The 19,178-nt window shown below is 36.5% G+C and carries 8 protein-coding genes; 1 reads left to right on the top strand and 7 read right to left on the bottom strand.

The features are described 5' to 3' along the window. Positions 1-7: 7 nt before the first annotated feature. The 4 genes from ruvA to L0669_RS08555 form a co-directional block, all read right to left on the bottom strand. Positions 8-589: a Holliday junction branch migration protein RuvA gene (gene ruvA, locus L0669_RS08570; protein ID WP_173971040.1), complete on the bottom strand. Its 582-nt coding sequence runs from the start codon at positions 587-589 to the stop codon at positions 8-10. 77 nt (positions 590-666) lie between these two features. Beyond that, positions 667-2,958 (bottom strand): NADP-dependent malic enzyme, encoded by a 2,292-nt coding sequence (locus L0669_RS08565; protein ID WP_173971041.1) that lies wholly within the window; start codon positions 2,956-2,958, stop codon positions 667-669. A gap of 157 nt (positions 2,959-3,115) precedes the next feature. Continuing rightward, positions 3,116-3,541, bottom strand: a complete 426-nt coding sequence (locus L0669_RS08560) for a CBS domain-containing protein (RefSeq protein ID WP_173971042.1) — start codon at positions 3,539-3,541, stop codon at positions 3,116-3,118. Positions 3,542-4,041: 500 nt separating this feature from the next. Beyond that, the gene (locus L0669_RS08555) at positions 4,042-4,260 is read right to left on the bottom strand and encodes a helix-turn-helix transcriptional regulator (RefSeq protein ID WP_173971043.1); all 219 of its coding nucleotides are present in this window, start codon (positions 4,258-4,260) and stop codon (positions 4,042-4,044) included. Positions 4,261-4,375: 115 nt separating this feature from the next. Between L0669_RS08555 and L0669_RS08550 the strand changes: the two genes are divergently transcribed. Next, the gene (locus tag L0669_RS08550; protein WP_263762771.1) at positions 4,376-4,699 is read left to right on the top strand and encodes a hypothetical protein; all 324 of its coding nucleotides are present in this window, start codon (positions 4,376-4,378) and stop codon (positions 4,697-4,699) included. Between the two features lie 149 nt (positions 4,700-4,848). Here the strand turns inward: L0669_RS08550 and L0669_RS08545 are convergent, their stop codons facing one another. Genes L0669_RS08545 through L0669_RS08535 form a run of 3 tightly spaced genes read right to left on the bottom strand, consistent with a single transcriptional unit; the run spans position 4,849 to position 18,909 of the window. Next, positions 4,849-6,849 (bottom strand): OmpA family protein, encoded by a 2,001-nt coding sequence (locus L0669_RS08545; RefSeq protein WP_263762768.1) that lies wholly within the window; start codon positions 6,847-6,849, stop codon positions 4,849-4,851. A 13-nt stretch (positions 6,850-6,862) separates the two neighbouring features. Further along, a complete protein-coding gene (locus L0669_RS08540; RefSeq protein WP_263762765.1) occupies positions 6,863-7,774 on the bottom strand; it encodes a PorP/SprF family type IX secretion system membrane protein in 912 nt (303 codons plus the stop codon). Positions 7,775-7,827: 53 nt separating this feature from the next. Then, entirely contained in the window at positions 7,828-18,909 is an 11,082-nt protein-coding gene (locus tag L0669_RS08535; RefSeq protein WP_263762763.1) for a T9SS type B sorting domain-containing protein, read from the bottom strand. Positions 18,910-19,178 lie beyond the last annotated feature (269 nt).

The raw sequence follows: 19,178 nt of genomic DNA, 5'->3' as shown, positions 1-19,178 counted from the left end.
ATTGAGTTTAAAGGCTTTTTAATGCTTTCTTAATGATTGTTTCTACAGTAGCTTCCGGATCTTCTTTTACAATTTTCTCCACTACTTTTTCAGAAGTTTTTCTAATAAAACCTAAAACTTCCAAAGCAGATAACGCTTCATCTCGATTTGTATTGTTTTGAACTACCGAAACTTCATCTAAATCGTACAACTTTAACACTTTTTCCTTCAAATCAAGGATAACTCTCTGTGCTGTTTTGTTGCCAATTCCTTTTATTGACTGTATTGTACCAACATCTCCAGAGGCGATTGCGTTGATAATTTGCCTTGGCTCAATTGAAGATAACATTGTTCTTGCAATATTGGCTCCAATTCCTGAAACAGACAATAACATCCTGAATATTTCTCTTTCTGATTTCTCTGCAAAACCAAATAAAGTATGCGCATCTTCTTTGATTTGAAGATGCGTATACAGTTTTATATTTTCTACATTAGGAATTAATGAAAAGGTATGTAAGGATATATTTACCTGATACCCAACACCTCCGCAATCAATCACGACCTCGGTAGGATTTTTCTCTACTAATTTCCCCTGTAAATGTGCTATCATAGTATAATTTCTTAGGGTCAAATATAATAAAAATGCAATAAAAATACGACAATATTATTCGATCCTTATTATTTATACTATTTCGCTAATTTATTTTTTTTATTTTCTTTTTCCTGAGCGTCAATGACTGCAATTGCTGCCATGTTCACCATTTCTTCGACACTTGCTCCTAATTGAAAAATGTGAACCGGTTTGCCCATTCCCATCATAATTGGACCAATTGAGTTTACTTTGTACAACTCTTTTAGCAATTTATAGGTAATATTTGCCGATTCTAAATTAGGAAAAATCAAGGTATTTACTTTTTTACCTGCTAGTTTAGAGAAAGGGAATTTCTCCGAAAGCATTTCCTGATTTAAAGCAAAATCTGCCTGGATTTCTCCATCAACAATTAAATCCGGATGATTTTTATGTAAATATGCTACTGCTTCTCTAACTTTTGAAGCACTCTGACTTGTAGATGAACCAAAGTTTGAGAATGAAACCATTGCAATAACTGGCTCAACTCCAAACATTTTAGCTGTTTTTGCTGTCATGATTGCAATATTAATTAAATCTTCAGCTGACGGATCTATATTAATTGCTGTATCTGATAAAAACATTGGTCCGCGAGAAGTCAACATCATATTGGCAGTTGCTACTAACGAAGCTCCAGGTGCTTTATCAATTAACTGTAACATTGGTTTTACAACACTTGGATAACTTCTTGTATGACCTGTTACCAAAGCATCAGCTTCACCTGCATTTACCATCATTGCTGCAAAATAGTTTCTTTCGCGCATGAATTTCTGAGCATCAAGCAATGAAACGCCTCTTCTTTCTCTTGTTTCCCAGTATGAAGTTGCAAATCTGTTTCTTCTTCCTTCTTCTTCGTTTGTTTTAGGATCAATGATTTCTAGTTCAGCATCAAAACCTAATTCAGCTTTAAGCTCTAAAATAACTTCTTTGTTTCCTAATAAAATTGGGAAACCAATTCCATCTTCATGAACAATCTGTGCTGCTTTTAATACGTTTAATTGATCTGCTTCAGCAAACACAATACGTTTAGGATCCATTTTGGCACGGTTTGTCATCAAACGCACCATTTTATTATCGTTCCCCATACGTTCGCGAAGGTGATCTTCGTAAGCCGCCCAATCTGTAATAGGATTTTTTGCTACTCCAGATTCCATCGCTGCTTTTGCAACTGCAGGCGCCACGATTGTAATTAATCTTGGATCAAATGGTTTAGGAATAATATAATCGTTACCAAATCCTAGTTTTGTTGCACCATAAGCTACGTTTACCTGCTCAGGAACTGGTTCTTTTGCTAATATTGCCAATGCTTTAACCGCAGCCATTTTCATAGCTTCGTTAATTTTTGTAGCTCTAACATCTAGTGCTCCTCTGAAAATATATGGAAAACCTAAAACGTTATTGACCTGATTAGGAAAGTCTGAACGTCCTGTAGCCATAATAACATCTTTACGAGTTTCTGTAGCTAAATTATAATCGATTTCAGGATTTGGATTTGCCATTGCAAAAACAATTGGATTGTCTTTCATAGACAACAACATTTCTGGTGTCAAAATATCTCCTGAAGATAATCCGATGAAAACATCTGCTCCTTTAACGGCGTCAGCTAATTCAATTTTAGCTCCGTCAACTGCATATTTTAATTGTAATTCTGATAATGAAGGATTGTCTTTTGTTAAAAGTCCTTTACTATTAAACATCAAAATGTTCTTAACCTGTACCCCTAACAAAACATATAAATCAGTACAAGCTATCGCAGCAGATCCTGCTCCGGAAACTACTACTTTTACATCTTCAGCTTTTTTACCTGCTAATTCAAGTGCATTGATCAAAGCTGCCGAAGAGATAATTGCTGTACCATGCTGATCATCGTGCATTACAGGAATATCTAATTCTTCTACCAATCTTCTTTCGATTTCGAAAGATTCAGGTGCTTTAATATCTTCAAGATTAATTCCTCCAAAAGTTGGAGCAATATTTTTTACCGTCTGAATAAATTCTTCGATATCTTTCGTTCCGATTTCAATATCAAAAACATCAATATCAGAGAATATCTTAAACAACAATCCTTTTCCTTCCATTACTGGTTTAGAAGCTTCCGGGCCAATATCCCCAAGTCCTAAAACAGCTGTACCGTTTGAGATCACGGCAACTAAATTTCCTTTTGCTGTATATTTGTAAACATCGTCTACGTTTGCTGCAATTTCTAAACATGGCTCTGCAACTCCTGGCGAATAAGCCAAAGACAAGTCTCTTTGGGTTGCGTATTTTTTTGTTGGAACTACCTGAATTTTTCCTGGAGTTGGTTCTGAGTGATACAGTAACGCTTCTCTTCTTTTACTCTCTTTGTTCATTTATTTTAGCTTTTATTCTAGCTTACAAAGATATAAGTCTTGGTTTAAAATGGCGTATTTTTAAAGTATTCTTTTCTGAAAATAACATTTACAGCCACCAAAAAAATAGTCCACAATTGTTTGGACTATTTGATAAAGCTTGTTTTTTGAATTTCTGCTACTGAGAAATATAAGAGTTTAAGTGATTTATGGTGTCTTTTTGAATTTCAATAATCGCTTTCACAACATCACTAATAGAAACAATTCCTACTACAGTTCCATCTTCCAAAACTGGTAAATGTCTGATTCTTTTAGTACTCATTAATTCCATACAATTTTCTAAATTATCTGAAAGTTTAACCGAAAAAACATTGCTCTCCATAATTTCATGAACATAAGTTTCTTTAGACGATTTGTCTTTTAAAACAATTTTTCGAGCATAATCCCTTTCAGACAATATTCCTTTTAAATCGTTATTATCGATAACAAGGATAGCACCTATGTTTTTCTCTCCCATCACTTTTAAGGCTTCATAAACCGTAGTTGTTGAAAGAACTGAATAAACATTTTTTCCTTTTGCGTTTAGTATTTGATTTACAGTCATATCTGAAAAATTTTAGATCTATAAAGTTAGAAAAAAATGAACACACACAACAACGAAATCGATTTTTTAAAAGTTAACCAATTCATTTTAAACATAATAAGTTAAATTTCATATTAAAGAAATTTTACCTTAAAAAAACGAACGAATTTTAATACTTTTTTGCATAAAACGCAGATTTATTGGAGATTATAGATTTATTCTAAATAAAAAAGAAGTTTTATTTGATTACAATTGCCCCTAAAGGACAATACCGATGATTTACCCTTAATGGGGTATTTCGAAACTCCGCCAGGAATTATGGATTGGTTGAAAAAAAATATAATGCCCAAATATCTGAATGAATAATTTTAATCAGGAGCTAATCCCGCACCCGAGCCTGAAAGTGCGAACTGGCGAAGCAATGTGTTTCAATCTTTTGTGACTCAATAGCTATAAACCCGACAGGTTTTAAAAACCTGTCGGGTTAATAACAATTTATAAATTTTTCGGAAATATTTTAGTTATTCAAAATCTAAAAGTTCACTTATTGATATGTCCAAACCTTTAGATAATGCAAGTAAATAGAGATAAGTAGGATTAAATTCGCCAGCTTCAACTTTATGAATAGATTGCTGATCTTTAAGTATCAATAATCCTAACTTAGCTTGTGATAATCCTTTGGCTATCCTAAGCTCTTTAATCCTAGCTCCTAAACGCTTTAAATCTTCTGGCTTATCCACTTTCTTTTAATTTCAGACAATTTGCGTTTTCTATTTATTCTTTTTAACATACTATAGTATGTTAATTAAACTTTTTCGTACATTTGATTTTTACCTAAAAACATAAAAAACTATCATGGAAACCAATGAAATTAAAAATTTAGCATATCTAAAAAAATTAGCTGACAGATATCTCCGCACACTAAAACCTATTGATTCTACTTTAGAAACTAATGCAGCTCAAATTAAATTTGTAAATTATTATGAACTTGGTTGTTTCATTACTAACATGCTAAAAATGTGCGTTTTGACATTAGATCAGGAAACTCATAATAACCAATCGATCAATGTGTCTCTAATTTTAGAAAAGGTGTTAGAAATGTTTCCTCTAGATGAATTTGAATTTTTAAGTGAAATCAGCGATATGCTTATTACAGATTGTAGTGTTATTGCTGAATAATAAATATTTCATTTTTATGAGAATTTGGGCTCCAGCGGAGCTAAATATTTATAGCCAGGTACAGATCACAATTTTCAAAGCTCTGTAGGAGCGACATATTAAAAAAGGCTTTCTGAAATATATTTTCAGAAAGCCTTTTGCTAATTAAATTACAGACTTACAATTATAAATTCGCTTCGTCTGTTTTGTTGGTGTTGTTGTTCTGTACACTTAACACCATCGGCACATTTATTTACTAATTGCGTTTCTCCGTATCCTTTTGCTGTTAGTCGGCTTGAGTCAATTCCTTTTTGTACCAGCCAATTCTTTGTAGATTCTGCTCTTTTATCTGATAAAATCTGATTACTTTCGGTCGACGAGCGACTGTCTGTATGCGAACGAATATCTAATTTTATGGTTGGATATTGTTTTAGCATGTCAACAATTTTCTGTAATTGAGGCTCAGATGTTTTTTTGATTGTTGCTTTTCCTAAATCAAAAAAGTTCATCGGGATTTTTAATAATTTCCCTAAATCGGTTCCAACAGTAATATTAACCTTAACTGGTTTAATAGAATTAGTTGCTTTTATTACAACCGGAATTGCAATTATTGGTTTTGGTTTCTTTTCTAACGCTATTGGCAAAGAAACTGAACCTGTTGCTTTTTTCAGGGTTATGGAAACTTCTTTAAATAAATAATCTTCTTTGGATGTTTTGATGAAGTATTTTTTTCCGCATTTAACATTCGAAAAAAGATAATTTCCGTTAGCATCAGATTTTGCTTCAACGGCAGATTTACCTGCTTCATCAAACAAAATCAAGTTTACATTTGCAAGCACTTCATTTGTTTCTACATCGGTGATTACGCCTGATATTTCCTGCTCGCAAAGAAGTCTTCTGGTTTCGGTAAAACGATAAATATCATCGAATCCGTGACCGCCTTCTCTATTAGAAGAAAAGAAACCATTTCTGTTTTTGCTATTAATTATAAAAGCAAAATCATCTTGTTTACTATTTATTGGTTCTCCTAAATTTTGTACTTCATCATAAGAACCGTCTTTATTAATTTTTGAAACAAAAACATCAAGTCCGCCTAAACCTGGTCGGCCATCAGTGGCAAAATAAAGTTCATTATCTCCAGAGATAAAAGGAAAAGTTTCGCGTCCTTCTGTATTAATTGAAGTTCCTAAATTTTCAGGCTTACCAAAGGTTCCGTCCTCATTTATACTTACTTTAAACAAATCAGATTGTCCTAAAGTTCCTGGCATATCTGACGCAAAATATAATGTTTTGTCATCGGTGCTTAAAGCAGGATGCGCCACACTATATTGATCACTATTAAAAGGAAGTTCTTCGATATTTATCCATTCACCCTGAACTAAACTGGCTTTGTATAATTTTAATAATGTAATTTTCTTTTCATCGGCTCCTCTTTTGCCGTTTAAAAAATTATTTCGGGTAAAGTATATTGTTCGTCCGTCTTTTGTAAAAACAGGAGTCGATTCGTTGAATTTAGTATTTACTTTTTTCTGAAAAAGTTTAGGGGTTCCTACACTTCCATCCGACATTAATTCGGCCGTGTATAAATTCGTAAAAGATTTATTGGTCCATTTAAAGTTTTTCTTTATTACTGATCCTGTATCCCTTGCTGAACTAAAAACTAATTTATTATCTAAAAAAGTGCTTCCGTAATCTGAAAAATTAGAGTTGACTCCTGCATCTGCAATTTCATATCTTCCTGAATTAAACTTTATTTCTTCTAAATAATTCTTGTTCGTTTCAAACAAAATTCCTCTTTGATCAGTGCTTACTTTTTTATTGAACTTGTCTAAAATTGAATCTGACTTGGTATAATTTCCTGCCGATTTTAAACACTGTGCATATCGGTATAAATATTCCGGTTCTTGCTGCTCATTCATAGCAAACAATTCATCGTACCATTTTAAGGCGTTTACGAATTCTCCGTTAAAATAATAGGAATTCCCAAGGCGCTGAAACATTTTTTCGTCTTTGTAACCTTTGTTGGCAATCATTTCATATGCTGTTATGGCATCAGCATAAGCGTATTTTTCATATTTATCATCTGCATCCTTTAAACTTGCAGTTTGCGCAATTGCATTAAAACAAAACAGTAGGAATAAAATGGTATAATTTAGATTTTTGGCTTTCATGTATTATTGACTTTTAAAAGAATCTTGGTGATGTAATTCTACTATAATTATTAAAAAACTCAAAACGAAGGAAAATTTCATGCGATCCCGAATTGTACTTTCTTAAATTTGTGGTTTCATGATCGTAACCATATCCTATATATAAACCGTCTGATACCTGAAATCCTGCCATCGCACTTACTGATGCGCTCCAACGGTATGCAAGACCAATTACAAATTTATCATTGAACATAAAGTTACCCGAAACATCTACTTGCAAAGGAGCTCCTTCTACCATTTTTGTTAATAGAGCAGGCTTGAATTTTATGTATTCTAAATGGTCTAAATTAAAGACATAACCTGCCATAAAATAGTAGTTTATTTTATCTTTGAAAATTGCGGTGTCATTGTCATCGAATCTCTTGGTCTCGATAAAATTAGGCACAGACAATCCTACATATGCTTTATCTGAATGCCAATAAACTCCTGCTCCTATATTAGGTGTAATTTTATTATTTAAATCCTGAAATTGTGGATCGCCCTGATTTTCGGGATTTAATTTATTCATATCTAAATTAAAAAGATTCGCTGTGGCTTTTATTCCAAAAGAAAGTTTAAAAGTTTCAGATGTTGGAACGGTGTAAGACAAATCTGCCGATAACGTATTTTCGTTAGTTGGGCCAATTTTATCGTTTACTAATGAAACTCCCAATCCTAAATTACTATTACTTAATGGTGTATTTACAGAAAAAGTACTGGTTTCTGGTGCGCCATCAAGCCCAACCCATTGTGTACGATACAATCCAAAAACACTTAAAGCTCCGCGGGAACCTGCATAGGCGGGATTTATAGCAATGGTATTGTACATATATTGTGTATACTGAGAATCTTGCTGCGCCGAACACACAACTGTGAAAAACATGAAAATTAAAATTATCTTTTTCATTTAAAAAGGCTTTAAAAAGCGACCTGACTGATAATCAAGCCGCTTATATTTTTTTACTTATTGATATATAAATAACCTGAAAGTTCGTGCGGATTTGAGCCGCTGTCTTTGTATTTCAGAATATAGAAATAGGTTCCTACCGGTAATCCTTCAGATTGTTTTACAGTGGTACGTCCTTCAGAGAAACCTTTAAAAGCACGATCTTCATTATTATAATTATTAATGTCGTACACTAAAACTCCCCAACGGTTATAAATTTCTACCGTATTATCAGGATAACATTCTAAACCTCGAATATAAAATCTACTGTTTAGATTGTCTCCGTTTGGAGAAAACGCATTAAAGACTTTTATCTCGCAACCGTTTAATCCTAATACTGTAGGTTTATCTCCCGTTTCGTTTTCATCATCTGATAAATCATCAACAACAACTCCTTTTGCGCTTCGTGCCTGAACACTTGCCTGATTGCTTACACTTCCTTTGTTGATATCACTTTGAGTAATTTTGTAAGTCGCCGTAAAATTATGTTCGTCAGATTCGTTTACATTTAAACTAATTGCTTGTCCTGAAACTACAACTCCCGGCAATGGATCTGCAACTGTAACTCCTGTTAATGGAACATTACCGGTATTGGTTACTTTAAATTTATAAGTAATCGTTTCTCCTGCATTAGCAAATCCGCTACCGTCTTCATCATTAAACACAGCTGTTTTGATGATCGCAATAGAAGGAACTTCTACAAAAACACTTAAGGTTGCCGTTCCGCAATTCGTTTGATTTGCTTTTTCACAAACCTGGTATGTTAGTGAATAACTTCCTCCAGGTGTATTTGGTTTCACGTTTACAGTTCCGTCTGAATTGAATTCAAAATATGGATTTGGTGTATTTGAAAGCACGATTTCTGCAGGATTAACTGGCAATCCTTTTACTAAATCATTATCTAAAACATTGATAAATTCAAGAGCACCATTTATTCCGTCAACATTTACTACTCCATCATTATTAATAATAAGTTGTATTAATGGCGTTATTGGCGGATTGTTTACTACTGAAATTTTCGCAACTGCCTGACTACAATTAATAGTTGGGTTTAAGGCTTCACATATTTGATATGTCAATTCATAATTACCCGTTGGTGTTCCTGGTTTTATTTCGATTGTACCATTTGCAAGCAAAATCAAATTAGGATTCGAAACAATAGTAGTTAGAACAACATCAGCAGGATTAAGTTTTGATCCGTTTAAGATATCATTATCAAATATACTTGTTGTTGAATTTTGTCCTTTACTAGTATCTACAGTTCCCGCATTATCATTATTTGCTTGTAAAACTCCTCCTATTACAGGAACATAACTTTTTACCGTAACACAATTGGTTGTTGGGTTTAGATATTCGCAAATACTATATTCAATCTCATAATTTCCTATTGGAGTTCCTGGTTTTACTGTTACTGTTCCGTCAGGATTTAAAGTTAATCCCGTTGGTACATTTACAGGCGTCAGGATTACTCCTCCATTACTATTTTTAATAACAGCAGGATCTCCGTTTAATGTAACATTTTTAATTAATGATGTTGTCGTTCCTCCAATGCTTCCGTTAATAGGAAGTGTCGTTTCGCCTGATGCTATGATTGATGATTTTGTTACTACAATTATCGCTTCTGCTGTATCACAGTTTACCGGGTTAGCTCCTTTTTCACAGATTTGGTACGTGATTGTATACGTGCCTGATACTGTGTTTGGATCTAAAGTCAATACTCCGCTGGCATCAATAGATAATGGTCCTGTTGTAATGGCTGTAACTGTTGTGTTTAAAGCCGTTACGTCTACTCCGTTTAATTTATCATTTGCTGTTACATTACCCACTGTAGTGGCAACTGTTGTTCCAGGTGTAGCGGTATAACTGTCGTCATTAGCTACCAAAGTTCCTTTTACTACCACTGTTGCTTCTGTTGTATCACAGTTCACCGGGTTAGCTCCTTTTTCACAGATTTGGTACGTGATTGTATACGTTCCTGATATCGTGTTTGGATCTAAAGTCAATACTCCGCTGGCATCAATAGATAATGGTCCTGTTGTAATGGCTGTAACTGTTGTGTTTAAAGCCGTAACATCTACTCCGTTTAATTTATCATTTGCTGTTACATTACCCACTGTAGTGGCAACTGTTGTTCCAGGTGTAGCGGTATAACTGTCGTCATTAGCTACCAAAGTTCCTTTTACTACTACTGTTGCTTCTGCTGTATCACAGTTTACAGGGTTAGCTCCTTTTTCACAGATTTGGTATGTGATTGTATACGTTCCTGATACTGTGTTTGGATCTAAGGTCAATACTCCGCTCGCATCAATGGATAACGGTCCTGTTGTAATGGCCGTAACTGTTGTGTTTAAAGCTGTAACATCTATTCCGTTTAGTTTATCATTTGCTGTTACATTACCCACTGTAGTGGCAACTGTTGTTCCAGGTGTAGCGCTATAACTGTCGTCATTGGCTACCAAAGTTCCTTTTACCACCACTGTTGCTTCTGCTGTATCGCAGTTCACCGGATTAGCTCCTTTTTCACAGATTTGGTACGTAATTGTATACGTTCCTGATACCGTGTTTGGATCTAAAGTCAATACTCCGCTCGCATCAATGGATAACGGTCCTGTTGTGATGGCCGTAACTGTTGTGTTTAAAGCTGTAACGTCTACTCCGTTTAGTTTATCATTTGCTGTTACATTACCTACTGTAGTGGCAACTGTTGTTCCAGGTGTAGCGGTATAACTGTCATCATTGGCTACCAAAGTTCCTTTTACTACCACTGTTGCTTCTGTTGTATCACAGTTCACCGGGTTAGCTCCTTTTTCACAGATTTGGTACGTGATTGTATACGTTCCTGATACTGTGTTTGGATCTAAAGTCAATACTCCGCTGGCATCAATAGATAATGGTCCTGTTGTAATGGCCGTAACTGTTGTGTTTAAAGCCGTAACATCTACTCCGTTTAGTTTATCATTTGCTGTTACATTACCCACTGTGGTGGCAACGGTTGTTCCAGGTGTAGCGGTATAACTGTCGTCATTGGCTACCAAAGTTCCTTTTACTACTACTGTTGCTTCTGCTGTATCGCAGTTCACCGGATTAGCTCCTTTTTCACAGATTTGGTACGTGATTGTATACGTTCCTGATACCGTGTTTGGATCTAAAGTCAATACTCCGCTCGCATCAATGGATAACGGTCCTGTTGTGATGGCTGTAACTGTTGTGTTTAAAGCCGTAACGTCTACTCCGTTTAGTTTATCGTTTGCTGTTACGTTACCCACTGTAGTGGCAACTGTTGTTCCAGGTGTAGCGCTATAACTGTCGTCATTAGCAACCAAAGTTCCTTTTACTACCACTGTTGCTTCTGTTGTATCACAGTTCACCGGGTTAGCTCCTTTTTCACAGATTTGGTACGTGATTGTATACGTTCCTGATATCGTGTTTGGATCTAAAGTCAATACTCCGCTGGCATCAATAGATAATGGTCCTGTTGTAATGGCTGTAACTGTTGTGTTTAAAGCCGTAACATCTACTCCGTTTAATTTATCATTTGCTGTTACATTACCTACTGTAGTGGCAACTGTTGTTCCAGGTGTAGCGGTATAACTGTCGTCATTAGCTACCAAAGTTCCTTTTACTACTACTGTTGCTTCTGCTGTATCACAGTTTACAGGGTTAGCTCCTTTTTCACAGATTTGGTATGTGATTGTATACGTTCCTGATACTGTGTTTGGATCTAAGGTCAATACTCCGCTCGCATCAATGGATAACGGTCCTGTTGTAATGGCCGTAACTGTTGTGTTTAAAGCTGTAACATCTATTCCGTTTAGTTTATCATTTGCTGTTACATTACCCACTGTAGTGGCAACTGTTGTTCCAGGTGTAGCGCTATAACTGTCGTCATTGGCTACCAAAGTTCCTTTTACCACCACTGTTGCTTCTGCTGTATCGCAGTTCACCGGATTAGCTCCTTTTTCACAGATTTGGTACGTAATTGTATACGTTCCTGATACCGTGTTTGGATCTAAAGTCAATACTCCGCTCGCATCAATGGATAACGGTCCTGTTGTGATGGCCGTAACTGTTGTGTTTAAAGCTGTAACGTCTACTCCGTTTAGTTTATCATTTGCTGTTACATTACCTACTGTAGTGGCAACTGTTGTTCCAGGTGTAGCGGTATAACTGTCATCATTGGCTACCAAAGTTCCTTTTACTACCACTGTTGCTTCTGTTGTATCACAGTTCACCGGGTTAGCTCCTTTTTCACAGATTTGGTACGTGATTGTATACGTTCCTGATACTGTGTTTGGATCTAAAGTCAATACTCCGCTGGCATCAATAGATAATGGTCCTGTTGTAATGGCCGTAACTGTTGTGTTTAAAGCCGTAACATCTACTCCGTTTAGTTTATCATTTGCTGTTACATTACCCACTATGGTGGCAACGGTTGTTCCAGGTGTAGCGGTATAACTGTCGTCATTGGCTACCAAAGTTCCTTTTACTACCACTGTTGCTTCTGCTGTATCACAGTTCACCGGATTAGCTCCTTTTTCACAGATTTGGTACGTGATTGTATACGTTCCTGATACCGTGTTTGGATCTAAAGTCAATACTCCGCTCGCATCAATGGATAACGGTCCTGTTGTGATGGCTGTAACTGTTGTGTTTAAAGCCGTAACGTCTACTCCGTTTAGTTTATCGTTTGCTGTTACGTTACCCACTGTAGTGGCAACTGTTGTTCCAGGTGTAGCGCTATAACTGTCGTCATTGGCTACCAAAGTTCCTTTTACCACCACTGTTGCTTCTGCTGTATCGCAGTTCACCGGATTAGCTCCTTTTTCACAGATTTGGTACGTAATTGTATACGTTCCTGATACCGTGTTTGGATCTAAAGTCAATACTCCGCTCGCATCAATGGATAACGGTCCTGTTGTGATGGCCGTAACTGTTGTGTTTAAAGCTGTAACGTCTACTCCGTTTAGTTTATCATTTGCTGTTACATTACCTACTGTAGTGGCAACTGTTGTTCCAGGTGTAGCGGTATAACTGTCATCATTGGCTACCAAAGTTCCTTTTACTACCACTGTTGCTTCTGCTGTATCACAGTTCACCGGATTAGCTCCTTTTTCACAGATTTGGTACGTGATTGTATACGTTCCTGATACTGTGTTTGGATCTAAAGTTAATACTCCGCTCGCATCAATAGATAATGGTCCTGTTGTAATGGCCGTAACTGTTGTGTTTAAAGCTGTAACGTCTACTCCGTTTAGTTTATCGTTTGCTGTTACATTACCCACTGTAGTGGCAACTGTTGTTCCAGGTGTAGCGGTATAACTGTCGTCATTGGCTACCAAAGTTCCTTTTACTACCACTGTTGCTTCTGCTGTATCGCAGTTCACCGGATTAGCTCCTTTTTCACAGATTTGGTACGTGATTGTATACGTTCCTGATACCGTGTTTGGATCTAAAGTCAATACTCCGCTCGCATCAATGGATAACGGTCCTGTTGTGATGGCTGTAACTGTTGTGTTTAAAGCCGTAACGTCTACTCCGTTTAGTTTATCGTTTGCTGTTACGTTACCCACTGTAGTGGCAACTGTTGTTCCAGGTGTAGCGCTATAACTGTCGTCATTGGCTACCAAAGTTCCTTTTACCACCACTGTTGCTTCTGCTGTATCGCAGTTCACCGGATTAGCTCCTTTTTCACAGATTTGGTACGTAATTGTATACGTTCCTGATACCGTGTTTGGATCTAAAGTCAATACTCCGCTCGCATCAATGGATAACGGTCCTGTTGTGATGGCCGTAACTGTTGTGTTTAAAGCTGTAACGTCTACTCCGTTTAGTTTATCATTTGCTGTTACATTACCTACTGTAGTGGCAACTGTTGTTCCAGGTGTAGCGCTATAACTGTCGTCATTGGCTACCAAAGTTCCTTTTACTACCACTGTTGCTTCTGCTGTATCACAGTTCACCGGATTAGCTCCTTTTTCACAGATTTGGTACGTGATTGTATACGTTCCTGATACTGTGTTTGGATCTAAAGTTAATACTCCGCTCGCATCAATAGATAATGGTCCTGTTGTAATGGCCGTAACTGTTGTGTTTAAAGCTGTAACGTCTACTCCGTTTAGTTTATCGTTTGCTGTTACATTACCCACTGTAGTGGCAACTGTTGTTCCAGGTGTAGCGGTATAACTGTCGTCATTGGCTACCAAAGTTCCTTTTACTACCACTGTTGCTTCTGCTGTATCGCAGTTCACCGGATTAGCTCCTTTTTCACAGATTTGGTACGTGATTGTATACGTTCCTGATACCGTGTTTGGATCTAAAGTCAATACTCCGCTCGCATCAATGGATAACGGTCCTGTTGTGATGGCTGTAACTGTTGTGTTTAAAGCCGTAACGTCTACTCCGTTTAGTTTATCGTTTGCTGTTACGTTACCCACTGTGGTAGCGGTTGTATAGCTTGGAATTTGTACTAAATATGTGTTATCATCTTCAGCACATATTTTAGAATTGATAGTAAAATTTGAAATATCAGAAGTACATCCATTAACTGAGGCAGTAATACTATAACTTCCAACAGGAGCTGTAACTGTATCATTATTTTGAATAACTCCTAATGATGGAGTTATTGTATAAGTGTAAGCTGGATCATAATCTGTAATAGTTACACTTCCTTTTGGATTTGTACATGTCTGTTGTGTTACTGCACTTAATGTTGGTTTAACCGGTAAAGCGAAAACCGTAAAGGTAACATCTGAATTGGTAGAGGCACAGCTGCCATTCGCTGCAACAGTATATTTTATAGTTACATTGGTATTTGTTGTAACAGCATCTGGTGTATAAGTTGTTCCTGAGATAGTTCCTCCTCCTAATACAACACTCCATGTTCCTCCTGCCGGTGTAGCTGATAAAGTCTTGGTATCAGTAGAGCAGATTGCTGCTGTAGAAGTCGTATTGTTTGCTGTTCCTGCAAATGGATTTACTGTAAAAGTAACATCCGAATTTGTAGAAGCACAGCTTCCATTAGCTGCAACAGTATATTTTATAGTTACATTGGTATTTGTTGTAACAGCATCTGGTGTATAAGTTGTTCCTGAGATAGTTCCTCCTCCTAATACAACACTCCATGTTCCTCCTGCCGGTGTAGCTGATAAAGTCTTGGTATCAGTAGAGCAGATTGCTGCTGTAGAAGTCGTATTGTTTGCTGTTCCTGCAAATGGATTTACTGTAAAAGTAACATCCGAATTTGTAGAAGCACAGCTTCCATTAGCTGCAACAGTATATTTTATAGTTACATTGGTATTTGTTGTAACAGCATCTGGTGTATAAGTTGTTCCTGAGATAGTTCCTCCTCCTAATACAACACTCCATGTTCCTCCTGCCGGTGTAGCTGATAAAGTCTTGGTATCAGTAGAGCAGATTGCTGCTGTAGAAGTCGTATTGTTTGCTGTTCCTGCAAATGGATTTACTGTAAAAGTAACATCCGAATTTGTAGAAGCACAGCTTCCATTAGCTGCAACAGTATATTTTATAGTTACATTGGTATTTGTTGTAACAGCATCTGGTGTATAAGTTGTTCCTGAGATAGTTCCTCCTCCTAATACAACACTCCATGTTCCTCCTGCCGGTGTAGCTGATAAAGTCTTGGTATCAGTAGAGCAGATTGCTGCTGTAGAAGTCGTATTGTTTGCTGTTCCTGCAAATGGATTTACTGTAAAAGTAACATCTGAATTTGTAGAAGCGCAACTTCCATTAGCTGCAACAGTATATTTTATAGTTACATTGGTATTTGTTGTAACAGCATCTGGTGTATAAGTTGTTCCTGAGATAGTTCCTCCTCCTAATACAACACTCCATGTTCCTCCTGCCGGTGTAGCTGATAAAGTCTTGGTATCAGTAGAGCAGATTGCTGCTGTAGAAGTCGTATTGTTTGCTGTTCCCGCAAATGGATTTACTGTAAAAGTAACATCCGAATTTGTAGAAGCGCAACTTCCATTGGCTGCAACGGTATATTTAATTGTTACATTAGTATTTGTTGTAACAGCATCTGGTGTATAAGTTGTTCCCGTGATTTTTCCGCCTCCTAATACAATACTCCATGTTCCACCTGCCGGCGTAGCTGATAAAGTCTTGGTATCAGTAGAGCAGATTGCTGCTGTAGAAGTCGTATTGTTTGCATTTCCTGGAAATGTATCTATAGTAATTTCCGCACTACCTGTCATTGTAGATGAACAAGATGTCGTTGCATTAACTGCTTTAACAGTATATGTACCTGCAGCTGTTTTTGTTCCAAATGTTATAGCATTACCATTTCCTGCAACAGGAGAACCAGTGTCCGTACCATTTAATCTTAATTGATAATTTACTCCTGTTTGAGAATTACTTAAACCAACTGCTCGTCCTGATCCACCTGAACAATATGAACCTGTACCGGTAACATTATAAGCTATTGGTAATGCATTTACTGTTACTAGAACCACATCTGAAAAAACAGCAGAACAAACTCCATTTTGAACAACAGCTCTAAAATAAGTATTTGCTGTTAAATTCCCTACCGCAGCACTTGTTAATGTTGTTGAAGCAACATTGATGTCTGTAAATGTTGAAAAACCAGCATCTGTTGATTTTTGCCATCTTAAAACAGAACCTGTATTACCGCTCAATACTAAATTTGCAGGAGAGCTTCCAGCGCAAATTGCAGGTACTGATGCCACTGTTCCTCCAACTGAATAGGCGTTTACGTTTAGTGTAACATCTTTATTAACTGTACTGGTACAGTTTGGCGTTGCACTTGTTGTAGTAACAGTGATTACTCTTAATGTTTTACCATTATTTGCTGCCGTTAAAACTGCAGTTTCAAAAAAACCTTCACCTGATACATCTGCCGCAATACCCGTAATAGGAGTTTGTGCAACTCCATCTATAGAATATGTAATAGTAGATGTACTGCCAGGCAATAATCCCGTCAACTTCATTCTTGCAGGAGAGCCGGCACATGCTGCTGCAGGTTGCGACACTGATGCCAAACTTGGAACTGGGCTTATTGTAATTAAAACTGATGTTGAATTTGCTTCCGTACATGAACCGCTTTTTACAACTGCTCTATAATAAGTATTCGTAGTAAGTGCTCCCATTTGAGCACTTGTTAAAACAGCAGCTGTAGCACCGTTAATATTATTAAATGCACTATTATTTATTGATGACTGCCATTGAATCGTTCCTGTATAACCTGTTAAAGTCAAATCTTGTGGAGACGTTCCTGAACAAATAGTTTGCGCACTAGATATTGTTCCCGCTACTGAGCCATTACCTACAATTACTGTAATTACATTAGAAGATGTTACTCCAGCTCCGCAAGCATTGTGAGACGAAACTTTTAGGTAATAAGTCTGACCAGAAATCAAACCTGAAACATTATAAGAATTAGAAGTCGTTAAACTACTGCCATCATAACCAGGTAAATGATTAGAAAAATCAGAATTTGTAGAAACTTCTAATCCATAAGATGTTGCATTTGGAACCGTATTCCAATTTGCTGTAAAACTATTACAAGTTATTGCCGTTGCAGCTGTAGCTATTGGTGCACTTGCTCCTCCGTAAATCACTGCCGCTACGTTACTTACATTACTACAAGTTGAAGTAGACGCTATTCTTCGATAATACATAGTTGTATTAATTGACGGAGTTGTGTAATTTTGATTTGTAGCCCCTGAAATTGGACCAAAAGTTATATTATTGCTACTGCTTTCCCATCTATATGTGATATTCGAACCTTTGCCATCTGTTGCGGCAGCACCTGTAATTACAATAGAACGTGCATTATTATCACAAAAACTTGATGTACCAGGGCTAATTGAATTATTTGTTATTGGCGCATAAGCTTTATAAGTTATTGTAGAACTATTAGAAGTTTTACCATAGGAATCATCAAAAGTATAGTTTATTGTAACTGGCCCAACAATGGTGTTATCTATTGGAGTAAATGTAACTTTTCCAGTTGTAGAATCATAAGTAAATACTCCCTGACCTGAGACAGTTTTAGTTGTTTGAATTCCAGAAGTAGCAGGATCTAAATCTACAGAAGATTTATTAATCGTACCCATTGTATTAACTGCTCCATTATCGTTCGCTGTTATATCTCCAGAAGTTGCTGCTAAACCAATACATCCTTCAAAAGAATCTGCATTTGCAATTGGAGTAAGCAATGTAGCCGGGTCAACCGTTATATTTAAATTACGAATTTCATGAAAATTGTTTGATCCACCAGTTGAAGAAGAAATGGCAAATTTTAAATTAGGCGGAGCTGTAGTTTTATATTCATAATTATTAATTATTAAATCTCTTGCACTTCCATGGGTTAAATAAACATCAATAAAAAAACCACCACCTGTACGAGGTTTTAGAACAACCTCCATCTTTCTAAAACCTGCTATCGAACTATTTGTTGCATTCCTGTTACTACCTGCAACATTAAAAGAACTCGCTAAAGCAGTCGTTTGTACCGAAATCAGATGATCATAACCCTTCAAGTCAGATCCTGCTCCTCTTAAAGTAATATTACTAGGCAAAACACCACCTGGTGCGCCACCACTTTTTCCTTCATTATTAGCTGAAAAATTTCCATATTCGTCAATTCCAATACCTAAATAACCTTTAGAAAAACCAGTTTCCTGATTTCTTTGGGCATAACCCAATGAACCTCCAAAAGCTCCAGCGGTTGCCGTAGCTGTTGCATCAAATAAAATAAAGGCAATACCATCGGCACCATTTCCGCTATGTGTATAATATTCAAATGAAATAGTCATACCATAAGCAGATGGAAACGAGTATATATCTGAATAAACAATTCCTTTTTGGCTACCATCTCTGTTTGTCAGCCTTAAATATCCGGAACCGTCTGGATCAGTATAACCATCTTTTGAACCAAAACCTCCGGTTAAAAAGGCTGATGGCGATCCGCCAAACGAAACACCTGGAGCCGTTGAATTTTTAAATGATTGTGAATATGGAAATTGAGCCCTTGTTTGACTGGTAACAAATAATAATAAAACAAGAGAAATTAGCCTAAGAAGTTTAGACTGACTAAGAGTAAAGTTACGCATAGACAACTGTGAATTTAAGAATAGAAATATTGAAAGCAGAAGAACCAAATTTGGCTTTCAGCATTTGAAGCAGATACGATAAAATAAAGGAAATGGATTTTGAAAATCTTAAAAAAGGAGTTTCAGGATTTTCACAAAAATAAAGTAGTTTTTGCACCATAAATGTATGTAGTTCAAGACACAAAAAATGTCTTTAGGTTAAATTAGTAGTTTTGGAGCCGCGAAAATATGCAAACACCTAATTACTAACTACTTTAGTCGATAAACTA

Source organism: Flavobacterium bizetiae (assembly GCF_024271895.1).
GTDB lineage: Bacteria > Bacteroidota > Bacteroidia > Flavobacteriales > Flavobacteriaceae > Flavobacterium > Flavobacterium bizetiae.
The sequence above is the reverse complement of the archived record's forward strand: the minus strand, read 5'-3'. Positions and strand labels throughout refer to the sequence as shown.